This window comes from Thermodesulfovibrio yellowstonii DSM 11347 (genome assembly GCF_000020985.1).
Taxonomy (GTDB): Bacteria; Nitrospirota; Thermodesulfovibrionia; order Thermodesulfovibrionales; family Thermodesulfovibrionaceae; genus Thermodesulfovibrio; species Thermodesulfovibrio yellowstonii.
In genome coordinates this window covers 1,465,153-1,484,196 of sequence record NC_011296.1, presented here as the reverse complement: position 1 = coordinate 1,484,196, position 19,044 = coordinate 1,465,153, and the positions used below count along the sequence as shown (strand labels likewise).

Sequence of the window (19,044 nt, the reverse complement as noted above, 5' to 3'; positions counted from 1 at the left end):
ATTGATTCTCTACGACTCTATACCTGTTTTAATGTATCATCACGTAATGCCTGTTACAAGTTCACTCAATATTACTCCAGAGCTTTTTGAAGAACAGTTGAGTGGATTAAAAACAAATGGCTGGAAAACACTTGACAGTAAAGAGTTTTTATATTTCCTGCAAAATCCAAAAGAATCAAGAAAAAAATGCGTTCTTTTAACATTTGATGATGGGTTTGTGGACAACTATCTTTATGCATATCCAATTCTTAAGAAATATAAAATGAAAGCACTACTTTTTATAGCAACTGATTTTATAACTGACTTAGACATTAAACGAGAAAATTTTATAGCAATGCCTCACAAACAAATGTGGAAAATTGCTTTTTCAGAAAGAAACTATGAGGTTATGTGCACATGGAATGAACTTAAAGAGATGGAATCTGAAGGAGTTTTTGATATACAGAGTCACGGACACACTCATAAAATTCCTGATTTTATAGAAAAAGCGAATTATGCAGCAGTTGAAAATGATTTATTTTTGGGGCAAGAGTTTTTAATGAAGTATCTCAATAAGCAACCTCTTCATCTTGCATGGCCTAAAGGCGTTTATAATGATAAAGTAATGAGAATTGCAGTAAAACTTGGATTTAAGGCTCTTTATACAACTCAGAGAGGAGCTAATGTATATGACACATTTCATATAAAAAGATTAGCTGTAAAATGTAAAGGTAGAAGATGGCTCAATAAGAAGTTAATGATATACAACTCTTCACTGCTTACAAAAATATATTCTAAAATAAGATTTTGATGAAAATAGCTTTCATAAAAAGAAACTTTTCATATCATGGTGGTGCAGAGAGATATCTTGCTACACTTATAAACTCTTTAAAAAAAAAGAAATGCGAAATTCATATTTATTCAAATAAGTGGATAAAAAATGAGGAGATTGTATTTCATAAAGTGCCAATTTTACAATTTGGTTCTTTATTAAAGGCTTATACATTTAACCATAATCTTAAAAAAGTTAATTTTAAGGATTTTGACTGTGTAATAAGTTTTGAAAGAACAACATCTCAACATATTTATAGAGCTGGGGAGGGCTGTCATATCAGATGGCTTGAATTACGCTCTAAGATTGAACCTATGTTTAAACGGATTTCATTGAAGATAAATCCCTTACACAGATACTATCTCAAACTTGAAAAAGAAATTTTTGAGAAAACTCCCATAATTATTGCAAACTCCAGCATGGTAAAAAATGAAATAATTAATTATTATGGTGTTTCTCCAGAGAAAATTACAGTAATTTATAATGGGGTTGATGTTGAGAATTTTTCACCAAAAAATAGAAAAAAACAGGACTATTTTAAGCAAAAATTTAATTTACCACTTAAATCAAGGATTCTACTTTTTGTTGGCTCAGGATTTAAAAGAAAAGGAGTTGATACTCTTCTTAAAGCTTTGACAATTTTGAAAGATCAGGAAATTTTTCTTATTGTTATAGGAAAAGGTGATATAAAACAATATTTAAAAATGTGTAAAAATCTTGATATTGAAAAAAAAGTGTTATTTTTGGGTATTAGAAAAGATATTGAAAACTTTTATGCATTAGCTGATTTATTCATACTTCCCACAATTTATGATCCTTTTAGCAATGCAACTCTTGAGGCAATGGCAACAGGACTTCCTGTTATTACAACGAAAAATAATGGTGCTTCAGAATTAATTGAAGAAGGTAAAGAAGGGTTCAGTCTGGAAGATCCATTTAACCATTTAGAACTTGCAGATAAGATAAATCTCGCTTTAAAGGATATTGAAAGAATGGGAGATTTTGCAAGAAAAAAGGCAGAACAATTTCCAATTGAAAGAGCTACAGAGGAGTTTATGGAGTGTATAAAAAGATTCTTGTAATAAAACTTCGTCATATAGGAGATGTTTTGCTCACAACTCCGGTTTTCAAAGCCTTAAAAGAAAACTTCCCTGATTCATTTGTTGCCACTCTTGTAAACAAAGGAACAGAGGATGTGCTTGAAAATAATCCTTATTTAGATGAAATTATTACCTATGATAGAAGCATAAAAGAATTACCAGCTTTTAAAAGGTATTTAGAGGAAGTAAAATTTTTAAGGAAAATACGGAAAATGGGATTTGATACCAGCATAGACCTTACAGGAGGGGATAGAGCAGCAGTGATATCATATTTATCAGGTGCTAAAATAAGAATCGGTATAAAATCCAGAGGGTTTTTAGGTAAACAATATTTTTATACTAAACTTTTTGAGATAGATGGATGTAAACATACTGTATTACAGAATCTTGAAGTACTTGCAAGGATTGGAATAAAAACTACAAGACCTGAAGTTATTCTTAATGTTACAGAAAATGAGAAAAAATGGGCAAGAGAATTGATTTTTTCTTGTCATTCTGAGACATATATTCAGCCTGTTCCAAGCAAACTTAATACCGAAAAATCTCCCTATATAAAAAAAGTTGTTCATATTCATCCCACATCCCGATGGCTTTTTAAATGCTGGAAAGATGAATACATGGCTGAGGTTATAAGATGGTTTATGGATAAAGGCTTTAACGTGGTAATCACCTCTGCTCACGCTGAAAAAGAGATAAATAAAGTTAATTCTATACTTAATTTTTTGAGGACATCTACTGAGTTCAATTCCTGTAATAACTCTCAAATAGTGAACACCCAAGATAACCTATGTCATTTTGAGTGTAGTAAGGAGTTTCCTTTTTTAATCAACCTTGCAGGCAAATTAACATTAAGACAACTAATAGCAGTCTCATCTGTCTGTGACATGTATTTTGGGATAGACACCGCACCAATGCATATAGCAGCAGCATTGGGAAAACCAGTAGTTGCTCTTTTTGGCCCAAGTGGAGCATTTCATTGGGGTCCATGGGATAATAGTGCTGAAAAGGATGCGTACCCAGAAAGAAATGGAATCCAGAAATTTGGTAAAAACATAGTTATCCAGAGAGACTGGCAGTGCATTCCATGTGGACAGGATGGCTGTAAAGGAACTAAAATAAGCAACTGTCTTTTTGATATAAAACCTGAAGAAGTGATAAAAATACTATCAACAATAGAATTATGAGTGGAATGGTGTAATTTTTGATATTCTTCTCAATGCTGAGAGTTTTTCTATTCTGCCAATCTTTGCATCTTCAATAGCTTTTTTCATTACATCAATTGTTTTGTCGTAAAGTTTTCTGTTAACTGGATATGGAATTTTGTCTTTACCACCATGAGCAAAACTGTATCTGGCAGGGTCTTTAAAGGTGATAGGAGTTCCATATATAAGTTCTGATGTTAGTGCAATTGCTCTCAAAGCCTTTGCTCCAAGTCCTTTGATTTCAAGGAGTTCTTCAAAATTAGCAGGTTGTTTTTCATAAGTCCTTAAAAAAATCTTATAGAAATTTTCTGGGTTTACATCATTGATTATTATAGAATGTCTTCGCGGGAGTTTAAGTTCTCTGAACTTTTTAATTTCTCTTATTATTTTTTCAGGATTTTCTTGCGAAACCATCACTGAGGTTTTTCTAAGTTCTGATGCTTCCTTTGCTGTAAAGTTTAATGTTTTAGTTTTTATGTCACAGCAAACTGCTTCATGAGGCTCTTCAACAAAACTTCTAAGAGAAAAACTTAACCAGTGATATCTTCTTGCTGTTGAAAGATTTTCATTCATTCCCTGCTGAATAACACACCAGTGTCCTTCTTGAGTGAAGATGATTGTATGATGATATAAATTAAATCCATCCTGCACAGCTACATTATCTACTTTTGCAGAGAGTCTGCTTGCATAAATGAAACTATCAGGATTAAAGCCAATTTTTTCAGCATATTGCATTATCTCATGAGGTGTGTTGAGTGCTCTTTTTGCTTTTCCTCCAGCAACAAATAAACCTAATTCGTGTTCAATGCCGCGCAATCCCTCTTTTATAGCACCAGTTACAGTTGTAGTAACTCCGCTACTATGCCAGTCAAACCCTAAAATACATCCAAAAGCCTGAAACCAGAAAGGGTCTGAAAGTCTTCTTAAAACTTCTTCTTTTCCAAGTTCAATAACCATTAATTCCATAATAGCTCTTGACAGTGCAATCATTCGTTTAAAAAGCCACTGAGGAGCTTTTCCACTATGAAGGGGAAGATTTGCAACGCCAGTTTTATACATTATTTAATTATAACTTATTAAACTTTTGTATCTCTAACAGCCTCAGAGTGACTCTTATGGGGCAGATTTTTCATGGCATCAACACCTCCAGATGACAGTAACAGTCAGCAATTGAACAGCTTTTTAAAACTGTTTAACCTGAGAGTGCCTTAATTAGCATTAAAAATTGATGTTATAATTTTAAACTATGGTAAACATTAAGATGACCATTCAGTATGATGGAACTAACTATTTTGGATGGCAGAGGCAAAGAAAAGGTCGGACTATTCAGGCGACTATAGAAGAATGTTTAAGAAAAATTTTTCAAAGAGAGATTAAAATTCGCGGTGCTGGAAGAACAGATGCAGGAGTTCATGCTTTAGGACAGGTTGCTACATTTAAAGCTGAGCTTAAAATGTCATTGGATATTCTTAAAAAGGTTTTAAATTCTTTGTTGCCTAATGATATAAAAATAATAAAACTTGAGAACGTTGAAGACAGTTTCCATCCTCAGCATTCAGTAAAAAGAAAGTCTTATATTTACTACTTATGCTTTGATGAAGAATGTTCCTGTTTTATCCAAAGATATGTATGGCATTATCCCTGGAAATTGGATTTGTCTTTAATGGAGGAGGCTTTGAGTTTATTTACAGGGACAAAGGATTTCACAGCTTTTTCAGGTAGCACTGATGTTAAAAATAAAATAAGAACTGTGCATGATTTTACAATGCAACTACTTACCAAGCTTTGCTTTATGGATATGTGTCTGAATGGTAATTTTATCAAATTTCGCATAGAAGCAGATGGATTTTTAAGATACATGGTAAGAAACTTAGTTGGATGTATTATTGAAATTGGAAAAGGAAAATTAAGGATTGAATCAATTCAAGAGGCTTTTGAGTCAGGAAAGAGGCCATCTACTATGCAGACAGCCCCTTCAAATGGTCTTTTCTTAGAGAAAGTAATTTATTAACCTTCTTCACTTTCAAATTTTTCTATCATCTCTATCTTTTCCTGACAATCCCTACAATATATTGCAAAGGGAAGAATTTTCAGCCTTTCTTCGGGAATCTCATCTCCGCACATCTCGCATATTCCATATGTGCCTTCCTCAAGCTTTCTTAAAGCTTCTTCAATTTTTTTAAGAATATCTCTGTGCGTACTTAGTTGTTTTAAACTTATATCTTCTGAAAGATCAATTACGCTTAAATCAGCATCATCCATCACAGCTTCCACAATTTGTCTTTTTTCTCCTGTCTGAAATTTTTTTATCTCTTCACGGGCTTCTTTCAGAATCTGTTCTTTCATTTGATTGAGCATCTTTTTAAGTCTATTTTTTCTTTCCTGTTCTATATTCATTTAAACCTCCATAATTTCTTTCTCTTTCTGTTCAAGAGCATGGTCAATCTTTTCAATAAAGGAGTTTGTTATTTTCTGTATCTCTTCCTGTATTCTGCGAGACTCATCCTCACTCAATTTTTTTTCTTTTTCAGCTTTTTTTATTTCTTCAATTATGTCTCTACGAATATTTCGTATAGCTACTCTGGCTTCTTCAGTTCTCTTGCGGACAACTTTAACAAGCTGTTTTCTCCTTTCTTCTGTTAAGGGCGGAATAACTATTTTAATCATTTTTCCATCATTAATTGGTGTAAGTCCAAGATCTGATTTCATTATAGCTCTTTCTATCTCAGATATCATTTTTTGTTCCCATGGCTGAATTGTAATCATTCTTGGTTCAGGAATTCCAAGCGTTGCAACCTGATTAAGTGGTACTGTACTGCCATAATATTCAACTTTAATGTTGTCAAGAATTCCTAAGGAAGCCCTTCCTGTTCTAAATGTAGATAAATCTTTTTTAAATACTTCCAATGCTTGATTCATTTTTTCATTAGCTTTCTTCTTGAATTCCTGTATCATTTTTCACCTCTTTTAAAACAATACTCCCTATTTTTTGCCCTAAAATTATTTTCTTTAAATTGTCTGATTTTCGGATATTAAATACAATAATAGGAAGATTATTATCCATGCAAAGGGTAATTGCTGTAGAATCCATCACTTTAAGAGAATTTCTTATTACATCCATATAAGTAAGTATATCAAATTTTTTTGCCTTAGAATTCTTGACAGGATCTGATGAATAAATGCCATCTACCTTTGTTCCCTTCATAATAACGTCCGCACCGATTTCAATTGCTCTTAGGGCAGCTGCTGTATCAGTTGTAAAATAAGGATTGCCTGTGCCTGCAGCAAATATTACTACTCTACCTTTTTCAAGATGTCTGATAGCTTTTCTTCTTATGTAGGGTTCAGCAAGCTCTCGCATCTCAATTGCTGACTGAACTCGGGTATCAACTTCCTGCTTTTCAAGAGCATTTTGAAGTGCCAGTGCATTGATTACTGTTGCAAGCATTCCCATATAGTCTGCTGTTGCTCTTTCAATTCCCTGTGCCTGAGCTTCAGAGCCTCTCCAAATATTTCCTCCACCTATTACAACAGCTATTTCAACTCCCAGTTGATAAGCTTTTTTTATCTCTTCTGCCATGTAGTTTACAGTAAAGGGATCAATACCATATCCCTTTTCTCCCATAAGGGCTTCTCCACTGAGTTTTAAAAGCACTCTCTTGTAGAAAGGTTTATTCATCCTGTGTTTGTCCTACTTGAAATCTTACAAATCTTCTTACCATGATATTTTCACCAAATTTGGCAACTTTTTCAGTAATAAGGTCTTTTATCTTTTTTTCAGGTTCCTTGATAAAAGGTTGGTCAAGAAGGCACATTTCTTCAAAGAATTTTTCAAGTTTTCCTTCAACAATTTTTTCAATAACCTGGGGTGGTTTATTGCCTTTTATTTGAGATTTATAAATCTCTTTTTCTTTTTCTATGACCTCTTGAGGGATATCTTCTCTCTGTATATATTGAGGATTTGATGCTGCTATTTGCATTGCAATATCTTTAGCAAGTTGACGAAATTCCTCATTTCTTGCAACAAAATCTGTCTCACAGTTAAGTTCAAGCATTACCCCAATTTTATCCATATGAATATAAGAAGTTATGATTCCTTCCTTAGCTTCTCTTGATGCTTTTTTCTGCGCAGTTGCAAGCCCTTTTTGTCTTAAAATGTCAATTGCTTTATTAAAATCTCCTCCTGAGGTTTCAAGTGCTTTTTTACATTCCATCATTCCAGCACCTGTTTTTTCTCTGAGTTCTTTTACCATCTGAGCAGTTATTGCCATATAATTCCTCCTTTATTCTTCAATGTATTCATCCATTGATTTTTGATACTCCTCTTCCTGAAGTATCTTTTCTTTTATTGCTGCTTTTTCAGCTTCTTCTTCAAGTTTCTTCATAAAAATTTCTTTGCCCTCCAATATAGCATCAGCCATCTTTGATGTAATGAGCTTTATTGCTCTGATCGCATCATCATTGCCAGGTATTACATAATCAACAAGATCAGGGTCACAGTTTGTATCAACTATTGCAGCTATGGGAATTCCAAGTTTTATTGCTTCTTCAACAGCTATTTTTTCTTTTTTTATGTCTACAATAAAGATTGCCTTTGGAATCTCCATCATGTCTTTAATTCCGATCAGGTTTAATTCAAGTTTCTGTCTTTCTTTCTCATATTTTGCAATCTCTTTTTTAGTGTGTAAATATAATGTCCCGTCTTCTTTCATCTGTTCAATTCTTTGCCATTTTTCAACACTTTTTCTTACTGTGGCAAAATTAGTAAGCATTCCTCCAAGCCAGCGATGATTTACATAAAAAACTCCAGCTCTTTTAGCTTCCTCCTGAATTGCGTCTTGAGCCTGTTTTTTTGTGCCAACAAAAAGAATGCTTCCTCCTTCTGCTGAAACAGTTTTTAAAAATTCATAAGCCTCCTCAATGCCTTTAACAGTTTTTTGAAGGTCAATAATGTGAATACCATTTCTCTCTGCAAAAATATACTTTTTCATTTTCGGATTCCATCGTTTGACCTGATGTCCGAAATGAGCACCTGCTTCAAGAAGCTCTTTCATTGTGACTACTGACATAAAAACCTCCCAAAATGGTTTTTCCTCCGCCTTTTCTCCTTAACCCTAAAAGGACCATCGGAGAATTTTTAAGGCGTGTGTTTTATAAGAGTCAAAGACTCTTTACATTAAGTTTAAAATTTATCATATTTTTTTATTTTGTTTCAATTATTTCTATTGTGTCTCTGATTTTTTTTGCTTTAAAGAGCCCTTTATCTAATTCTTTAAAGAAGTCTTTATAGTTTTTATAGAACTTGAAAAGCTCGCCCTTACCAATACAGCATAAAGCACCGCTAACACTAACAGGAGCTTTTTTATATCTTTTTTTAAGTTCTTCTTTTATTCTTTCCGCAGTTTTTTTTGCTCCTTCCAGAGAAGCTCCAATAAAGATGCATCCAAATTCATCTCCACCGATTCTTGCAGCAATATCCTCTTTTCTTTTATTGGTCTTTAAAATCTTAGCAAAAAGCTTGATAAGTCTATCTCCTTCAGGATGTCCGAATGTATCATTGATTTTTTTGAGATTATCAAGATCAAAGAGAATAAGGCAGAAACTGTTTCCATATCTTAAAGTCCTTGCATATTCTTCCTCAAGCCGTTGGAAAAAGAATCTTCTGTTGTATATTCCTGTAAGAGAATCTGTTATAGAGGCTTTATAAAGTTTTTTGTTTATTTTTTGCAACTCCAATGTCTTTCTGTTCACTTCTTTTTGTAGTTGTTCATTAAATGTTGAGTTTTCATGATAAAGCTTAAAAAGCGTTATTATGGCAGAGAATAATTGAACCATTGAAACAAAAAAGAAAATACAAAATTCATCAAAGGCATTAACTTCTGGATGGGAAAAGTTTATTACTCCAATGATTTTATTTTGTATTTTTACAGGAACTGCAAGAACTGACCTTATTGAAACTAATGTAGATAGCTTTGAATTATATTTTTTATCTTTTGTTATATCAGGGATATAAATAAAATTTCCTTCTTTAAAAACCTCTCCTGCAAGTGTGTTGTTAATATTAAATAATTTACTTTTAAAATCTTTTAGTTTAATTTTACCTGAAGCAACCTTTAAAATAAGCCAGTTCCATTCAGGATGTTTTTCCATGAATGATATATTTTCAGCTGGAAGAAGTTTTATAAACTCATCAAAACAGTATGAGATAAAACTATAGATATCTTTCTCAGTATAAATTCTGTCAATAATGCGATTAATAGAAGACATAATTCTTATTGAGAGTTCAGCACCGCAAGAAAAATCTTCACTTAATTGAAAAAGAGATTTTTCAAGAATAAGTCTTTTTGTAATATGTTGTAATATTAAATTGCTCAATTGCTCATCATCAAATTTTTCAAGATTTTTAAGTTCTAAAACATTACCAATTTTTAATAGTAAATCTCTCATAGCTTGTCTACTTCTTTGATAATTTCTTTAAATTCTAAAATGAGCTCATCCACATCTGGCAGATTTAAAATTTTGTAAACTCTTTCTTTATAGAATGGACACTCAATCTTAACCTCCAAAGGATAATAATCAAGTTGGTTAGCAATAAAATTTGAAAGATGAACCAATGCAACAGTTTTTGAATATTTTATAGATTTCTGAGGGAAATCATTATGGTAAAAAATAACATCACATACTATCTCAGGTAACCCCCATATCTCAGCAAGCCATTTTCCTATTTCTGAATGAGTTGTTCCCAAAATTTTCTCTTCTGCTTTTTTTAAAGAATGTTCTTCTGTAAGAGTTTCTTCAATTTTTTTAAATTGGTCGTAGAAAGCATAATGAAGGGCAAAAAGACCTATATCATGAAGAACTCCAGTTGTAAAATTTTCATCTGAAGGTTCTTTCAAAAATTTTTCCGAAATAATCTGAGATATTGTTCCTGTAGCAATAGAGTGTTTAAAAAGGTTCATGTAACTTTTTTCTTTTTCTTCAGATGATTTAAAGAGGCTAAATATTGACACACTTAAAGCAATATTTTTTAAAGTTTTGAACCCTATTTTTAACAGCGCATCTTTAACAGTTGTAATAGGTTTATATAGCCCAAGATAAACTATATTGGCAACTCCTAAAACTTTTGACATGATTGGTGGGTCTTTTTCAATAATATTTACAAGCTCGTCAAGATGTGTAAGTTCTTTTGAAGTGAGATTAATTATTTTTTCAGCAGTATAAGAAAGCGTTGGAAGTTTTTTGAGTTTTTGAATATCAATTCTTATGTCATGAGTTGATGAATTCATTGTTATTTCTTGCTTTAAAATTATTCTAAATAATACAATATAAACTATGGAGTTTTCAATAGATTTAAATAATTTAATTGGAATCATAGCAGGAGCTATTACAACTTCTGCTCTTATTCCGCAGGCATTAAAAATTTATAAAACAAAATCTGCCAGAGATGTTTCTCTTGCAATGTTTATTTTTATGGCAATAGGAATAACACTTTGGTTTTTCTACGGAGTTTTGATTAAAGAGATTCCCGTAATTTTAGCAAACCTAATTTCTTTAATTTTAATTTTTTTAATTATTTTTATGAAAATCCGTTATGGCTAAATCTTTTCTGCTATTGAGGCAAACTGCCTTAACTTTTCAACCATTTTACCGAAAGAGTTAAAATTCAAAGATTGTGGACCATCTGAAAAAGCTTTCTCAGGTTGTGGATGAACCTCAATCATTAATCCATCTGTTCCAGCAGCAACCGCAGCATAAGCCATACAAGGAACATATTTTGCAAAACCTGTTGCATGAGATGGATCAACAATTACAGGAAGATGTGTTTCTTCTTTAAGTACAGCAATTGCTGATAAATCAAGAGTATTTCTTGTTGCAGTCTCAAAAGTTCTGATTCCTCTTTCGCACAAAATAACATTTCTATTGCCTTCGCTTAGGATATATTCAGCACTCATAAGCCATTCTTTAATAGTCATTGACATTCCTCTTTTTAAAATAACAGGTTTATCCGTCTGTCCAACTCTTTTTAGAAGCTCAAAATTTTGAGAATTACGTGTTCCTATCTGAAGAATATCAACATATTCACAAACAAGATCAACATGTTCAGGGTTTACGACTTCTGTCACCACAGGCATATTAGCTATCTCTCCTGCTTTTTTAAGAAGTTTTAGCCCTTCTTCTCCAAGTCCCTGGAAGGTATAGGGAGAGGTTCTTGGTTTGTATGCACCACCTCTTAAAATATGTGCACCCATTGATTTTACAGCTTTTGCAGTATTAATAATCTGTTCTTCATTTTCAATAGCACATGGACCGGCAATTATAATAAGTTCTTTTCCGCCTATTGATACATTTCCAACTTTGATAATACTTTTTTCCTTTTTTACTTCCTTTGAGGCTAATTTGTACGGCTTTAATATGGGGATAACAGATTCAACTCCGTCCATAACTTCAAGGCTTTGAAGAACAAACTTGCCTCTTTCATCGCCTACAGCTCCAATTACACTTCTTGTAGTGCCATAGATTACATGGGGTTTATACCCAAGTTCCTCAATTTTGGATATTACTTCTTGAAGCTGCTCTGCTGTTGCTTCTGGTTTCATTACAATTACCATCTTAAAACCTCCAGTTTTTTTATTATCAATGGTTTCAAATAAAAAGGCAGACAATACAGAGGCTAAATCCGCCCCTGTGTTGTCTGCCTTGAAATATTTAAGCCAGACTAAACTGCCAGAGGCAGATTAGTTAAAGTAAAAGCTAAAACAGAAATAATAATTTTTGTGTGGCATTCAATCTCCCTTTTTGATTCCTATCGGGGTGAGAGGATTTGAACCTCCGACACCACGGTCCCGAACCGTGCGCGCTACCAAACTGCGCTACACCCCGTTTTTTTTATTATAACATTCCTATTATTCCGTATTGTCTTCCTGCTTTTTTACCATGAAATCTGTAAGAGGCATATTCATCATGTTTGCAGTAAGTGCAGTCTTTTGAAATCCATATATTTTCTTTTTTTACTCCTGCTGATAGAGCCTGAATAAAATTTGCTATACCAATATCAATATGTTTTTTACCATTTATTCTAAAAATATATTCTTCCTCAGGGGTTTCTTTTTTTATTTCTTCAATTACTTCATCACCAACTTCATAACAGCATCCTTTAATGTGAGGTCCAAAAGCAATTAATAGATTTTTAGAATCACATCTGTAAATTTCCTTCATCTTGTTAATTGTTTTTTTTAAAATTCCTCTGGCTGTTCCTCTCCAGCCAGCATGAACTGCTCCAATCACTTTATTTATAGGATCAAAAATCAATACAGGTAAACAATCTGCGGTTTTTATAGCTATAAATAAATTTCTTTTATCTGTAATTACAGCATCTGCTATAACGGGCTCGGTATAATTATTAAGGATTTGTATATTGTCAGTATGTTTTTGAATTGGTATATAAAATTTAAAGGATAAGAGCTTTTTAAAATCTTCAAATTCTTTTATCTTTTTTGTGAAGAAAGCCTCTATTTGATGCCCTTTAAATATTTCTGGATGTTCTATCATGTCTTATTATACATAGTTAATAAAAACATATTCCATTTTATAGGCATTTTTTGAAATAATTAGATAGTGGCATATAAATCAAAAATAATAGAAGTTCCTGAAAAAGAGTTGTTTAAAATTGATGTTAACAGATTACAATTAAATAAACCCCTTCCATTTGATGTTTATATCCAGGAATCAGGGACATATAAAAAATTTTTTAATAAAGGGATTGTATTTTCAAATATTTTTCTTGAGATACTGAAAGAAAAGAATATAGACAGTGTTTATATATATGAGTCAGAGAAAAAACAATTAAAAGCTTACTCGTCAAAATTATTATCTGAAACAGCCTTAGAATCACCTATAGATTTTAAAAATTATTCTTTCTATAAAGAAAATCTATATCAGATAGAGAGAATGTTTCTAATACCAGGGATGGAAGTTGATTTTTCTATTTACCTATTAAAAAATTTTAAAATTACCAAGATTGTTGATGCTTCACCAGAAAAACTGTTTATGATTTATGAAGATACAATTCCTGAAGAAGGCGATATTTTAATTGAAAAAAAGGACTTGCCTTTATATAAGGAATACATTGAATTTTTAAGTAAAAAGCTTGATAAGATAGCTGAAGAAAATGATGAAGAAATCAGACACGTAGTAATAAGAGAATCTGCAAAAATTTTGATGACCGAAGTTTTAAATGAGCCAAGAAGCGGAGAAAATATAAAAAAAGTAGGTGAAGTTGTAAATAGTGTTATAGAAATTATGCTTAATAAGCCTGATTCAATTTATAATCTTTTAAATTTGAAAAACTATGATTATTATACCTATATTCACTCTGTTAATGTGGGAGTTTTATCAATAGGACTTGGAATACAGATAGGCATGGACAGAGATAATTTATATAAATTGGGAATTGGTGCGATGTTGCATGATATAGGAAAATCCCAGATTCCTCATGAAATACTCAATAAACAGGGTAAATTGACCGATACAGAATACAACATTATAAAACAGCATGTTGTATTAGGTCATGAACTTCTTGAGAAACAAAAAGAATTTCCTACAGAATCATTGCCAGCAGTGCTTCAACATCATGAAAAGCTTTCAGGTAGAGGATATCCTTTTGGGTTGAAGGCAGAAGAGATAAAGCTTTTGGGAAGGATTACAGCAATCGCAGACTGTTATGATGCTTTAACAACCAAGAGACCATATAAACCTGCATTAACTCCCTATTTTGCACTCTCTATAGTTGTCAGAGAAAAAGGAGACCATGACCCTGAACTTTTAAAAACTTTTATAAAAATGCTTGGTAAAATAAAATGAGTGATTTATTTGATAGTCCTTCAGAGACTTACAAAACAGAGCCTCTTGCTTATAGAATGGCACCAAGAAATCTTGACGAGTATGTTGGGCAGTCTCATATTATTTCAGAAGGAAAGCTTCTTCGTAGAGCAATTGATTCGGATAAAATAACATCGCTTATTCTATACGGACCTCCAGGAACTGGAAAAACAGCACTTGCAAGAATAATCGCTAATAAAACAAAAGCATATTTTCAATGGCTAAATGCAACAACACTGAATATTGAGGAAATAAGAAAGCAAGTTTCACTGGCAAAACAGAGACTTAGTAGAGGTGAAAAAACAATTCTTTTTATTGATGAGATTCATAGGCTTAACAGGATTTCTCAGGATGCTTTACTTCCAGATATTGAAGAGGGCACTATTATACTTATTGGAGCAACAATTGAAAATCCTTTTTTCTATCTTAATTCAGCTTTGCTATCACGTAGCCACGTATTTGAGCTTAAACCTTTGACTGAGCAAGAAATTATTACGATTCTCAAAAGAGCTATAGTTGATACAGAGCGTGGATTTGGAAGCTTAAAAGTTGAAATTACATCTGAAGCTCTATCACATCTTGCAAAATCTTCAGATGGTGATGCAAGAAAAGCTCTTTCAGCTCTTGAGATTGCTGTATTGACTACTGAGCCTGATAAAGAGGGTGTTATCAGAATTGATATTAAGGTTGCTGAAGAAAGCATTCAGAAAAAACATATTGTTTATGATAGAGCAGGAGATGAACATTATGATACTGCTTCAGCATTCATCAAGAGTATGAGAGGCAGTGATCCTGATGCAACAGTCTACTGGCTTGCAAAGATGATATATGCTGGAGAAGACCCCCGTTTTATTGCAAGGAGAATAATAATTGCAGCAAGTGAAGATGTTGGAAATGCTGACCCTATGGCTTTGATTTTGGCAACCTCTGCTGCAAGAGCTGTTGAAATTGTTGGAATGCCAGAGGCAAAAATAATTCTCTCTCATGCAGCAATTTATGTTGCTTTAGCACCTAAAAGCAATGCCTGTTACAGAGCAATTGAAGAAGCTCTAAAGGATGTAGAAAAAGAACGGACATTTGCTGTTCCAGAACATCTTAAGGATGCTCATTACCCAGGAGCTAAAAAGCTCGGTCATGGGAAAGGTTATAAATATCCACATGATTATGGAGGATATGTAGAACAGAATTATCTTCCTGAAAAGAAAAAATATTACAAACCCTAAACACCTCTTATATTACCAAAAATGTATTTATGAATCTGAAGATTTAACCTTACTGAAATTCCGTCATTAATTAGCCATTTTGCAAGCTCTGCTGGATTGAGTATTCCATAAGCAGGAGAAAATAGAATTTCATTAGCTTTTATTTCGTGATTTTTTATAAAATTCTTTGCCCATTCATAGTCATCCCTGTTTGTTAAGACAAACTTAACTTCATCAATTTTTTTAAGAAATCTCAAATTTTCAATGTAATTTTTTTCACTCATTCCGCTTCCTGGAGTTTTTATATCCATAATTATTTTTACTTCAGGATTGACTTTTTCAATAGGGATAGAACCATTTGTTTCAATAAGGACATTATGACTTTTTACAAGTTCATTTATGAGCTTGTATGTTTCATCCTGTAAAAGAGGTTCTCCTCCCGTGATTTCAACATATTGAAAGGGAAAAGAGTGAATTTTCTCTAAAACTTTATTTATTGAAAGTTCTTCTCCTTCATAATAGGCATATTTTGTATCACAGTAACTACATCTGAGATTGCATCCAGTCAGCCTTACAAAAACCATTGGAATTCCAGCAAGAGAACTCTCTCCCTGAATACTTGTAAAGATTTCGCAGACTTTCATATTCTTAGGTTAGCATTTATTATTTTATAACCTTGTGGAGATTCTTTCAGCCAGACCTTAGCAGTAAATCTGTCATCAGGTAAAAATCCATAGGATAGCTCTCGCCAAAGCACTACAGTCACATCTCCTTCATGTTTAATTTCTGCCACTGGATGTTTTGCAAAGGAAAGCAATGCTTTTACAGATTCGGATTCTTTTGATTTTACAATTGCAGGGTCATTCTTAATTTTATATCTTTCATCAAAATACACTTTTTTTGTAAACAAGTCAACAAATCCTGTTATATATTCATCTGAATGTCTTGCTATAAACCACCATCTTAAAAAATCATTTGGAAGAGGATAAACTCTGTATTGATGGGCTTCTATTTTTTGTTTCAGAAAATCTTTTGCCTCTGTTTTAAGATATGCCTTAGTTCCTATGTATACGGTAATAAATATCATTGAGAATATATACAGAAATTTTGCCTGCTTTTTGAATTTGATTGAAAATACAACTGCTAATAAAAGAGGCAATAAAACATAAGGGTCAATTATGAAAGTTAAAGAAAGATTATAAGAGTTCCAATCAAAGGGAGAAAGAATTTTTGTTCCATATTGATTTGTAAGGTCAAAAAAGATATGAAGTGCATAAGCTATGAAAGAGGTGATATATGCTTTAAAAAAACCTAACTTTCTGCGAAAAATTATTGCAGGTAAAAGAGGAAATAAAAATAAAGCTCCAATTCCGTGAGTAATTCCTCTATGATGCATTAGAAAAAGCTCTTTACTATGTAATCTTAAAAGGATATCTAAATCAGGAATTAATGAAGTAACAAGAATGATGGCAAGAATGGTTTTATTTTTAGTTATAGTTTTACTCAAGACAAATCCAGAAAGAGTATGTGTAACAGGATCCATAAAAAATTGTAACAGAATTTGAAGAATTTTCTCGAGATGAAGCCGAAGAATAAGAAAATCAAATAAATAAAAGAAGTCTTATTTTATGCTTGACATTTGAAAAATTTTTATGTATTATAACTTAATCAAAAAATAAGAAAGGAGGCTTAAAGGGAAGCACCAACTTTTTTAGGAATGTTAATACCCTCAATTCCTCCCTTTGTTAGTTATTCATGGTTAGCAATTATATTAATTATTATTGTGTCTTTAATTGTTAGAAGTAATCTTAAAATGGTTCCAGCAGGTCTGCAGAATTTGATGGAAGTTCTGGTAGAATTTCTTCAAGGACAGGCAAGAACAAGCATAGGACATCATTGGGGAGACAAATTTTTACCTCTTTTGGGGACTCTTTTTATTTATATTTTAGTCGGCAATCTTTTTGGTCTTATTCCTGGATTTGAGTCTCCGACTTCTAATGTTAATGTTACTTTTTCAATGGCTATTCCTGTATTTTTTATTTATCAGTATATGGGATTTAAAGTACATGGCATTCGTTATTTAGAATTTTTCTTTGGTCCAATAAGAAGTATTTATGCTATTCCATTTATGTTGTTTATGTTTGTTGTTGAGTGGATCACCCATTTAGCAAGACCTCTTACACTGGGTGTCCGACTTTTTGGTAACATGTTTGGAAAACATCTACTGTTAATGGTACTGGGAATTCTTGCTCCATTGATAGTGCCAGTTGCTTTTCTGTGTTTGGGAACACTGGTTAGCGTACTTCAGGCATATGTTTTCATGTTATTAACCGCTGTTTATATAGCAGGTGCAGTTGAAGAAGCTCACTAAATAATAAAAAGAAAGGAGGGAAGAAGCAATGAGAAAATTTTTCGTAATTCTTATGGTAGCTCTTGTGGTTGTTTTAACAGCCTCAGCAGTATTTGCAGCTGATTCTGATCCTGCAAAGCTTAACTATTATGGATATGCTACAGCCGGTGCATTGATTGGACTTGGTGCAGCAGCTGGTGGTGGTGGAGCTGGAATGGGACAGGGTCTTAGAGGTATTCTTGAGGGTTCTGCAAGAAATCCTGGAGTCACAGGAAAGCTCATGACACTCTTTATCGTAGGTCTTGCATTAATTGAGTCTCTGGTTATTTATGTTCTCGTATTTGTTCTTATTACCTTCTATGCAAATCCTTTTGTAAAGTAATTTTTCTTATTTTTTGCAGAGGGGAGCAAATTTGCTCCCCTTTTTTATTGAAAGCCTGAGGAATCCCCCTTTTTATTTAAAGGGCTAAGACTTTTAGCTACAGTTGTGAATTTCTTTGCTTTTTAACTTTCTTCTTCCTTATTTTTTCTATTTCTATTTGCTTTTTTGTAGGAATCCCTATGAATTCTTTTATTTTTTCCACCAACATTCTGCGCGCAAAAAAACGATTTAATCCCTGCGATCTTTCTTTTGTGCATTTTACTTCAATGGCAGAGGGTATGTGTTTTAAATAAACTCCTGTTGATGTTTTATTAAGTTTCTGCCCTCCATGTCCTGAACATTTGATAAATTTCTCTTCAATATCTGATTCCTTTATGCCCAGCTTTTGCATTTCTTCTAAAAGCTCTTTTTCTTTTTTTTCAGTTACAGGAAATTTCCCCATTTTAAGAAAGCAGTGTTAAAATTTTAGTGGTTTCCGATAGGCTTTCAACCACAATGTCTGCATCTGTTGTTTGTAAATCTTTTACACTATAAGGACCTGTAGCAACAGCTATCACCTTTGCTCCGTATGGCTTTGCACAGGCTACATCTCTTGGGGTATCGCCGATAACAATACATTGATGAAAATCTATGGAATATTTAAATTTTTTTGAAAATCTGTCAATTGCTATAGGTAAAAGCTGATTTCTATCTTCATGATCACTTCCAAAGGCACCCACAGGGAAAAATAAATTAAGTCCGAATGGTTCAAGTTTGATTCTCGCTCCTTTTTCAAGGTTGCCTGTAAGAAGTCCTAATGGATAATTTAATTCGTAATAAATAAACTCTATAAATTCTTTTACTCCAGGTTTTAGGTGTTTTGAGTTGTTATTAATTTCAACTTTGAGATTATTAAGATAGCTCTCAATTAGTTCATTAACCAAAGACATGGAAGGTTCAATTCCTGCAAACATGAGCCCTTCTTTTATTATCTGGATATCAGTTTTGCCTGCCATTTCAAAGTTTTTGAACGCGTCTTTAATTCCTAAAATTTCTTCAAAGGCTTTATTAAGCGAACGCGTTCCAGCGCCACCAGCGCTAATTAAAGTGCCATCAATATCAAAAAGAATTAGCTTCATA

The 19,044-nt window shown here is 32.7% G+C and carries 23 protein-coding genes and 1 tRNA gene; 9 read left to right on the top strand and 15 right to left on the bottom strand.

All coding sequences use genetic code 11. From position 1 onward, the window contains the following. The first annotated feature begins 1 nt into the window (after position 1). From THEYE_RS07660 to THEYE_RS07650, 3 genes are read left to right on the top strand one after another with little or no spacing between them, the layout of a single operon-like run. Positions 2 to 790 carry a polysaccharide deacetylase family protein gene (locus THEYE_RS07660; RefSeq protein WP_012546450.1) on the top strand — a complete coding sequence of 263 codons (789 nt, stop codon included), beginning with the start codon at positions 2 to 4 and terminating at the stop codon, positions 788 to 790. Continuing rightward, complete coding sequence (locus tag THEYE_RS07655) at positions 790 to 1,893, top strand: glycosyltransferase family 4 protein (RefSeq protein ID WP_012545557.1); 1,104 nt, start codon at positions 790 to 792, stop codon at positions 1,891 to 1,893. The genes THEYE_RS07660 and THEYE_RS07655 overlap by 1 nt, the downstream gene beginning before the upstream one ends. Next, positions 1,872 to 3,095 (top strand): glycosyltransferase family 9 protein, encoded by a 1,224-nt coding sequence (locus THEYE_RS07650; RefSeq protein WP_012545405.1) that lies wholly within the window; start codon positions 1,872 to 1,874, stop codon positions 3,093 to 3,095. The genes THEYE_RS07655 and THEYE_RS07650 overlap by 22 nt, the downstream gene beginning before the upstream one ends. Here THEYE_RS07650 and THEYE_RS07645 read toward each other — a convergent pair. Continuing rightward, on the bottom strand, positions 3,090 to 4,172 hold the full coding sequence (locus THEYE_RS07645) for a DUF763 domain-containing protein (RefSeq protein WP_012546236.1): 1,083 nt from the start codon (positions 4,170 to 4,172) through the stop codon (positions 3,090 to 3,092). The genes THEYE_RS07650 and THEYE_RS07645 overlap by 6 nt on opposite strands. Before the next feature lie 187 nt (positions 4,173 to 4,359). On the opposite strand from THEYE_RS07645, the gene truA reads away from it, so the two are divergent. After that, complete coding sequence (truA, locus tag THEYE_RS07640; protein ID WP_012544911.1) at positions 4,360 to 5,124, top strand: tRNA pseudouridine(38-40) synthase TruA; 765 nt, start codon at positions 4,360 to 4,362, stop codon at positions 5,122 to 5,124. Here truA and THEYE_RS10615 read toward each other — a convergent pair. The 7 genes from THEYE_RS10615 to THEYE_RS07605 form a co-directional block, all read right to left on the bottom strand. Beyond that, entirely contained in the window at positions 5,121 to 5,510 is a 390-nt protein-coding gene (locus THEYE_RS10615; RefSeq protein WP_012546011.1) for a TraR/DksA family transcriptional regulator, read from the bottom strand. The genes truA and THEYE_RS10615 overlap by 4 nt on opposite strands. After that, on the bottom strand, positions 5,511 to 6,068 hold the full coding sequence (frr, locus tag THEYE_RS07630) for a ribosome recycling factor (protein WP_012545660.1): 558 nt from the start codon (positions 6,066 to 6,068) through the stop codon (positions 5,511 to 5,513). Then, a complete protein-coding gene (gene pyrH / locus THEYE_RS07625; protein WP_012546671.1) occupies positions 6,040 to 6,792 on the bottom strand; it encodes a UMP kinase in 753 nt (250 codons plus the stop codon). Before pyrH ends, frr begins: the two co-directional genes overlap by 29 nt. Continuing rightward, positions 6,785 to 7,384 carry a translation elongation factor Ts gene (gene tsf / locus THEYE_RS07620; RefSeq protein WP_012545220.1) on the bottom strand — a complete coding sequence of 200 codons (600 nt, stop codon included), beginning with the start codon at positions 7,382 to 7,384 and terminating at the stop codon, positions 6,785 to 6,787. The genes pyrH and tsf overlap by 8 nt, the downstream gene beginning before the upstream one ends. 12 nt (positions 7,385 to 7,396) lie before the next feature. Then, positions 7,397 to 8,182: a 30S ribosomal protein S2 gene (gene rpsB / locus THEYE_RS07615; protein ID WP_012546300.1), complete on the bottom strand. Its 786-nt coding sequence runs from the start codon at positions 8,180 to 8,182 to the stop codon at positions 7,397 to 7,399. Positions 8,183 to 8,315: 133 nt separating this feature from the next. Further along, on the bottom strand, positions 8,316 to 9,560 hold the full coding sequence (locus tag THEYE_RS07610) for a sensor domain-containing diguanylate cyclase (RefSeq protein WP_012544948.1): 1,245 nt from the start codon (positions 9,558 to 9,560) through the stop codon (positions 8,316 to 8,318). Continuing rightward, entirely contained in the window at positions 9,557 to 10,486 is a 930-nt protein-coding gene (locus THEYE_RS07605; protein ID WP_164924861.1) for an HDOD domain-containing protein, read from the bottom strand. Before THEYE_RS07605 ends, THEYE_RS07610 begins: the two co-directional genes overlap by 4 nt. Here THEYE_RS07605 and THEYE_RS07600 point away from each other — a divergent pair. After that, positions 10,446 to 10,712: a SemiSWEET family sugar transporter gene (locus THEYE_RS07600; RefSeq protein ID WP_012546808.1), complete on the top strand. Its 267-nt coding sequence runs from the start codon at positions 10,446 to 10,448 to the stop codon at positions 10,710 to 10,712. The two genes, THEYE_RS07605 and THEYE_RS07600, sit on opposite strands and share 41 nt — an antisense overlap. Here THEYE_RS07600 and aroF read toward each other — a convergent pair. The 3 genes from aroF to pgeF form a co-directional block, all read right to left on the bottom strand. Beyond that, on the bottom strand, positions 10,709 to 11,722 hold the full coding sequence (gene aroF / locus THEYE_RS07595; protein ID WP_012545770.1) for a 3-deoxy-7-phosphoheptulonate synthase: 1,014 nt from the start codon (positions 11,720 to 11,722) through the stop codon (positions 10,709 to 10,711). The genes THEYE_RS07600 and aroF overlap by 4 nt on opposite strands. 197 nt (positions 11,723 to 11,919) lie before the next feature. Further along, positions 11,920 to 11,993, bottom strand: a tRNA-Pro gene (locus tag THEYE_RS07590). A gap of 9 nt (positions 11,994 to 12,002) precedes the next feature. Next, the gene (pgeF, locus tag THEYE_RS07585) at positions 12,003 to 12,662 is read right to left on the bottom strand and encodes a peptidoglycan editing factor PgeF (protein WP_012545414.1); all 660 of its coding nucleotides are present in this window, start codon (positions 12,660 to 12,662) and stop codon (positions 12,003 to 12,005) included. A 66-nt stretch (positions 12,663 to 12,728) separates the two neighbouring features. Here pgeF and THEYE_RS07580 point away from each other — a divergent pair, with 66 nt between their 5' ends. Together THEYE_RS07580 and THEYE_RS07575 are read left to right on the top strand one after the other, a co-directional pair. After that, on the top strand, positions 12,729 to 13,973 hold the full coding sequence (locus tag THEYE_RS07580) for an HD-GYP domain-containing protein (protein WP_012546548.1): 1,245 nt from the start codon (positions 12,729 to 12,731) through the stop codon (positions 13,971 to 13,973). After that, positions 13,970 to 15,214, top strand: coding sequence for a replication-associated recombination protein A (locus THEYE_RS07575; RefSeq protein WP_012546821.1), 1,245 nt, complete (start codon positions 13,970 to 13,972; stop codon positions 15,212 to 15,214). The genes THEYE_RS07580 and THEYE_RS07575 overlap by 4 nt, the downstream gene beginning before the upstream one ends. Here the strand turns inward: THEYE_RS07575 and THEYE_RS07570 are convergent. Together THEYE_RS07570 and THEYE_RS07565 are read right to left on the bottom strand one after the other, a co-directional pair. After that, positions 15,211 to 15,837: a radical SAM protein gene (locus tag THEYE_RS07570; protein WP_012545638.1), complete on the bottom strand. Its 627-nt coding sequence runs from the start codon at positions 15,835 to 15,837 to the stop codon at positions 15,211 to 15,213. The two genes, THEYE_RS07575 and THEYE_RS07570, sit on opposite strands and share 4 nt — an antisense overlap. Further along, positions 15,834 to 16,736, bottom strand: a complete 903-nt coding sequence (locus tag THEYE_RS07565) for a metal-dependent hydrolase (RefSeq protein WP_012544987.1) — start codon at positions 16,734 to 16,736, stop codon at positions 15,834 to 15,836. The genes THEYE_RS07570 and THEYE_RS07565 overlap by 4 nt, the downstream gene beginning before the upstream one ends. 174 nt (positions 16,737 to 16,910) lie before the next feature. On the opposite strand from THEYE_RS07565, the gene atpB reads away from it, so the two are divergent. Further along, positions 16,911 to 17,564 carry a F0F1 ATP synthase subunit A gene (gene atpB, locus THEYE_RS07560; protein WP_012546836.1) on the top strand — a complete coding sequence of 218 codons (654 nt, stop codon included), beginning with the start codon at positions 16,911 to 16,913 and terminating at the stop codon, positions 17,562 to 17,564. Positions 17,565 to 17,592: 28 nt separating this feature from the next. After that, entirely contained in the window at positions 17,593 to 17,925 is a 333-nt protein-coding gene (locus THEYE_RS07555) for an ATP synthase subunit C (protein ID WP_012546507.1), read from the top strand. Positions 17,926 to 18,022: 97 nt separating this feature from the next. Here the strand turns inward: THEYE_RS07555 and THEYE_RS07550 are convergent, their stop codons facing one another. Together THEYE_RS07550 and THEYE_RS07545 are read right to left on the bottom strand one after the other, a co-directional pair. Next, positions 18,023 to 18,367, bottom strand: coding sequence for a peptide chain release factor family protein (locus THEYE_RS07550; protein WP_012545585.1), 345 nt, complete (start codon positions 18,365 to 18,367; stop codon positions 18,023 to 18,025). 1 nt (position 18,368) lies between these two features. Then, positions 18,369 to 19,043, bottom strand: a complete 675-nt coding sequence (locus tag THEYE_RS07545) for an HAD family hydrolase (RefSeq protein WP_012545169.1) — start codon at positions 19,041 to 19,043, stop codon at positions 18,369 to 18,371. Between the last annotated feature and the right edge of the window lies 1 nt (position 19,044).

Coding starts and splice junctions, on each gene's coding strand:
- THEYE_RS07605 (WP_164924861.1), bottom strand. CDS start 10,486: ATGATTCCAATTAAATTATTTAAATCTATTGAAAACTCCATAGTTTAT.
- truA (WP_012544911.1), top strand. CDS start 4,360: ATGGTAAACATTAAGATGACCATTCAGTATGATGGAACTAACTATTTT.
- THEYE_RS07575 (WP_012546821.1), top strand. CDS start 13,970: ATGAGTGATTTATTTGATAGTCCTTCAGAGACTTACAAAACAGAGCCT.
- THEYE_RS07600 (WP_012546808.1), top strand. CDS start 10,446: ATGGAGTTTTCAATAGATTTAAATAATTTAATTGGAATCATAGCAGGA.
- THEYE_RS07545 (WP_012545169.1), bottom strand. CDS start 19,043: ATGAAGCTAATTCTTTTTGATATTGATGGCACTTTAATTAGCGCTGGT.
- THEYE_RS10615 (WP_012546011.1), bottom strand. CDS start 5,510: ATGAATATAGAACAGGAAAGAAAAAATAGACTTAAAAAGATGCTCAAT.
- pgeF (WP_012545414.1), bottom strand. CDS start 12,662: ATGATAGAACATCCAGAAATATTTAAAGGGCATCAAATAGAGGCTTTC.
- THEYE_RS07565 (WP_012544987.1), bottom strand. CDS start 16,736: ATGGATCCTGTTACACATACTCTTTCTGGATTTGTCTTGAGTAAAACT.
- tsf (WP_012545220.1), bottom strand. CDS start 7,384: ATGGCAATAACTGCTCAGATGGTAAAAGAACTCAGAGAAAAAACAGGT.
- aroF (WP_012545770.1), bottom strand. CDS start 11,722: ATGGTAATTGTAATGAAACCAGAAGCAACAGCAGAGCAGCTTCAAGAA.
- rpsB (WP_012546300.1), bottom strand. CDS start 8,182: ATGTCAGTAGTCACAATGAAAGAGCTTCTTGAAGCAGGTGCTCATTTC.
- THEYE_RS07610 (WP_012544948.1), bottom strand. CDS start 9,560: ATGAGAGATTTACTATTAAAAATTGGTAATGTTTTAGAACTTAAAAAT.
- THEYE_RS07655 (WP_012545557.1), top strand. CDS start 790: ATGAAAATAGCTTTCATAAAAAGAAACTTTTCATATCATGGTGGTGCA.
- pyrH (WP_012546671.1), bottom strand. CDS start 6,792: ATGAATAAACCTTTCTACAAGAGAGTGCTTTTAAAACTCAGTGGAGAA.
- atpB (WP_012546836.1), top strand. CDS start 16,911: ATGTTAATACCCTCAATTCCTCCCTTTGTTAGTTATTCATGGTTAGCA.
- frr (WP_012545660.1), bottom strand. CDS start 6,068: ATGATACAGGAATTCAAGAAGAAAGCTAATGAAAAAATGAATCAAGCA.
- THEYE_RS07555 (WP_012546507.1), top strand. CDS start 17,593: ATGAGAAAATTTTTCGTAATTCTTATGGTAGCTCTTGTGGTTGTTTTA.
- THEYE_RS07645 (WP_012546236.1), bottom strand. CDS start 4,172: ATGTATAAAACTGGCGTTGCAAATCTTCCCCTTCATAGTGGAAAAGCT.
- THEYE_RS07570 (WP_012545638.1), bottom strand. CDS start 15,837: ATGAAAGTCTGCGAAATCTTTACAAGTATTCAGGGAGAGAGTTCTCTT.
- THEYE_RS07550 (WP_012545585.1), bottom strand. CDS start 18,367: ATGGGGAAATTTCCTGTAACTGAAAAAAAAGAAAAAGAGCTTTTAGAA.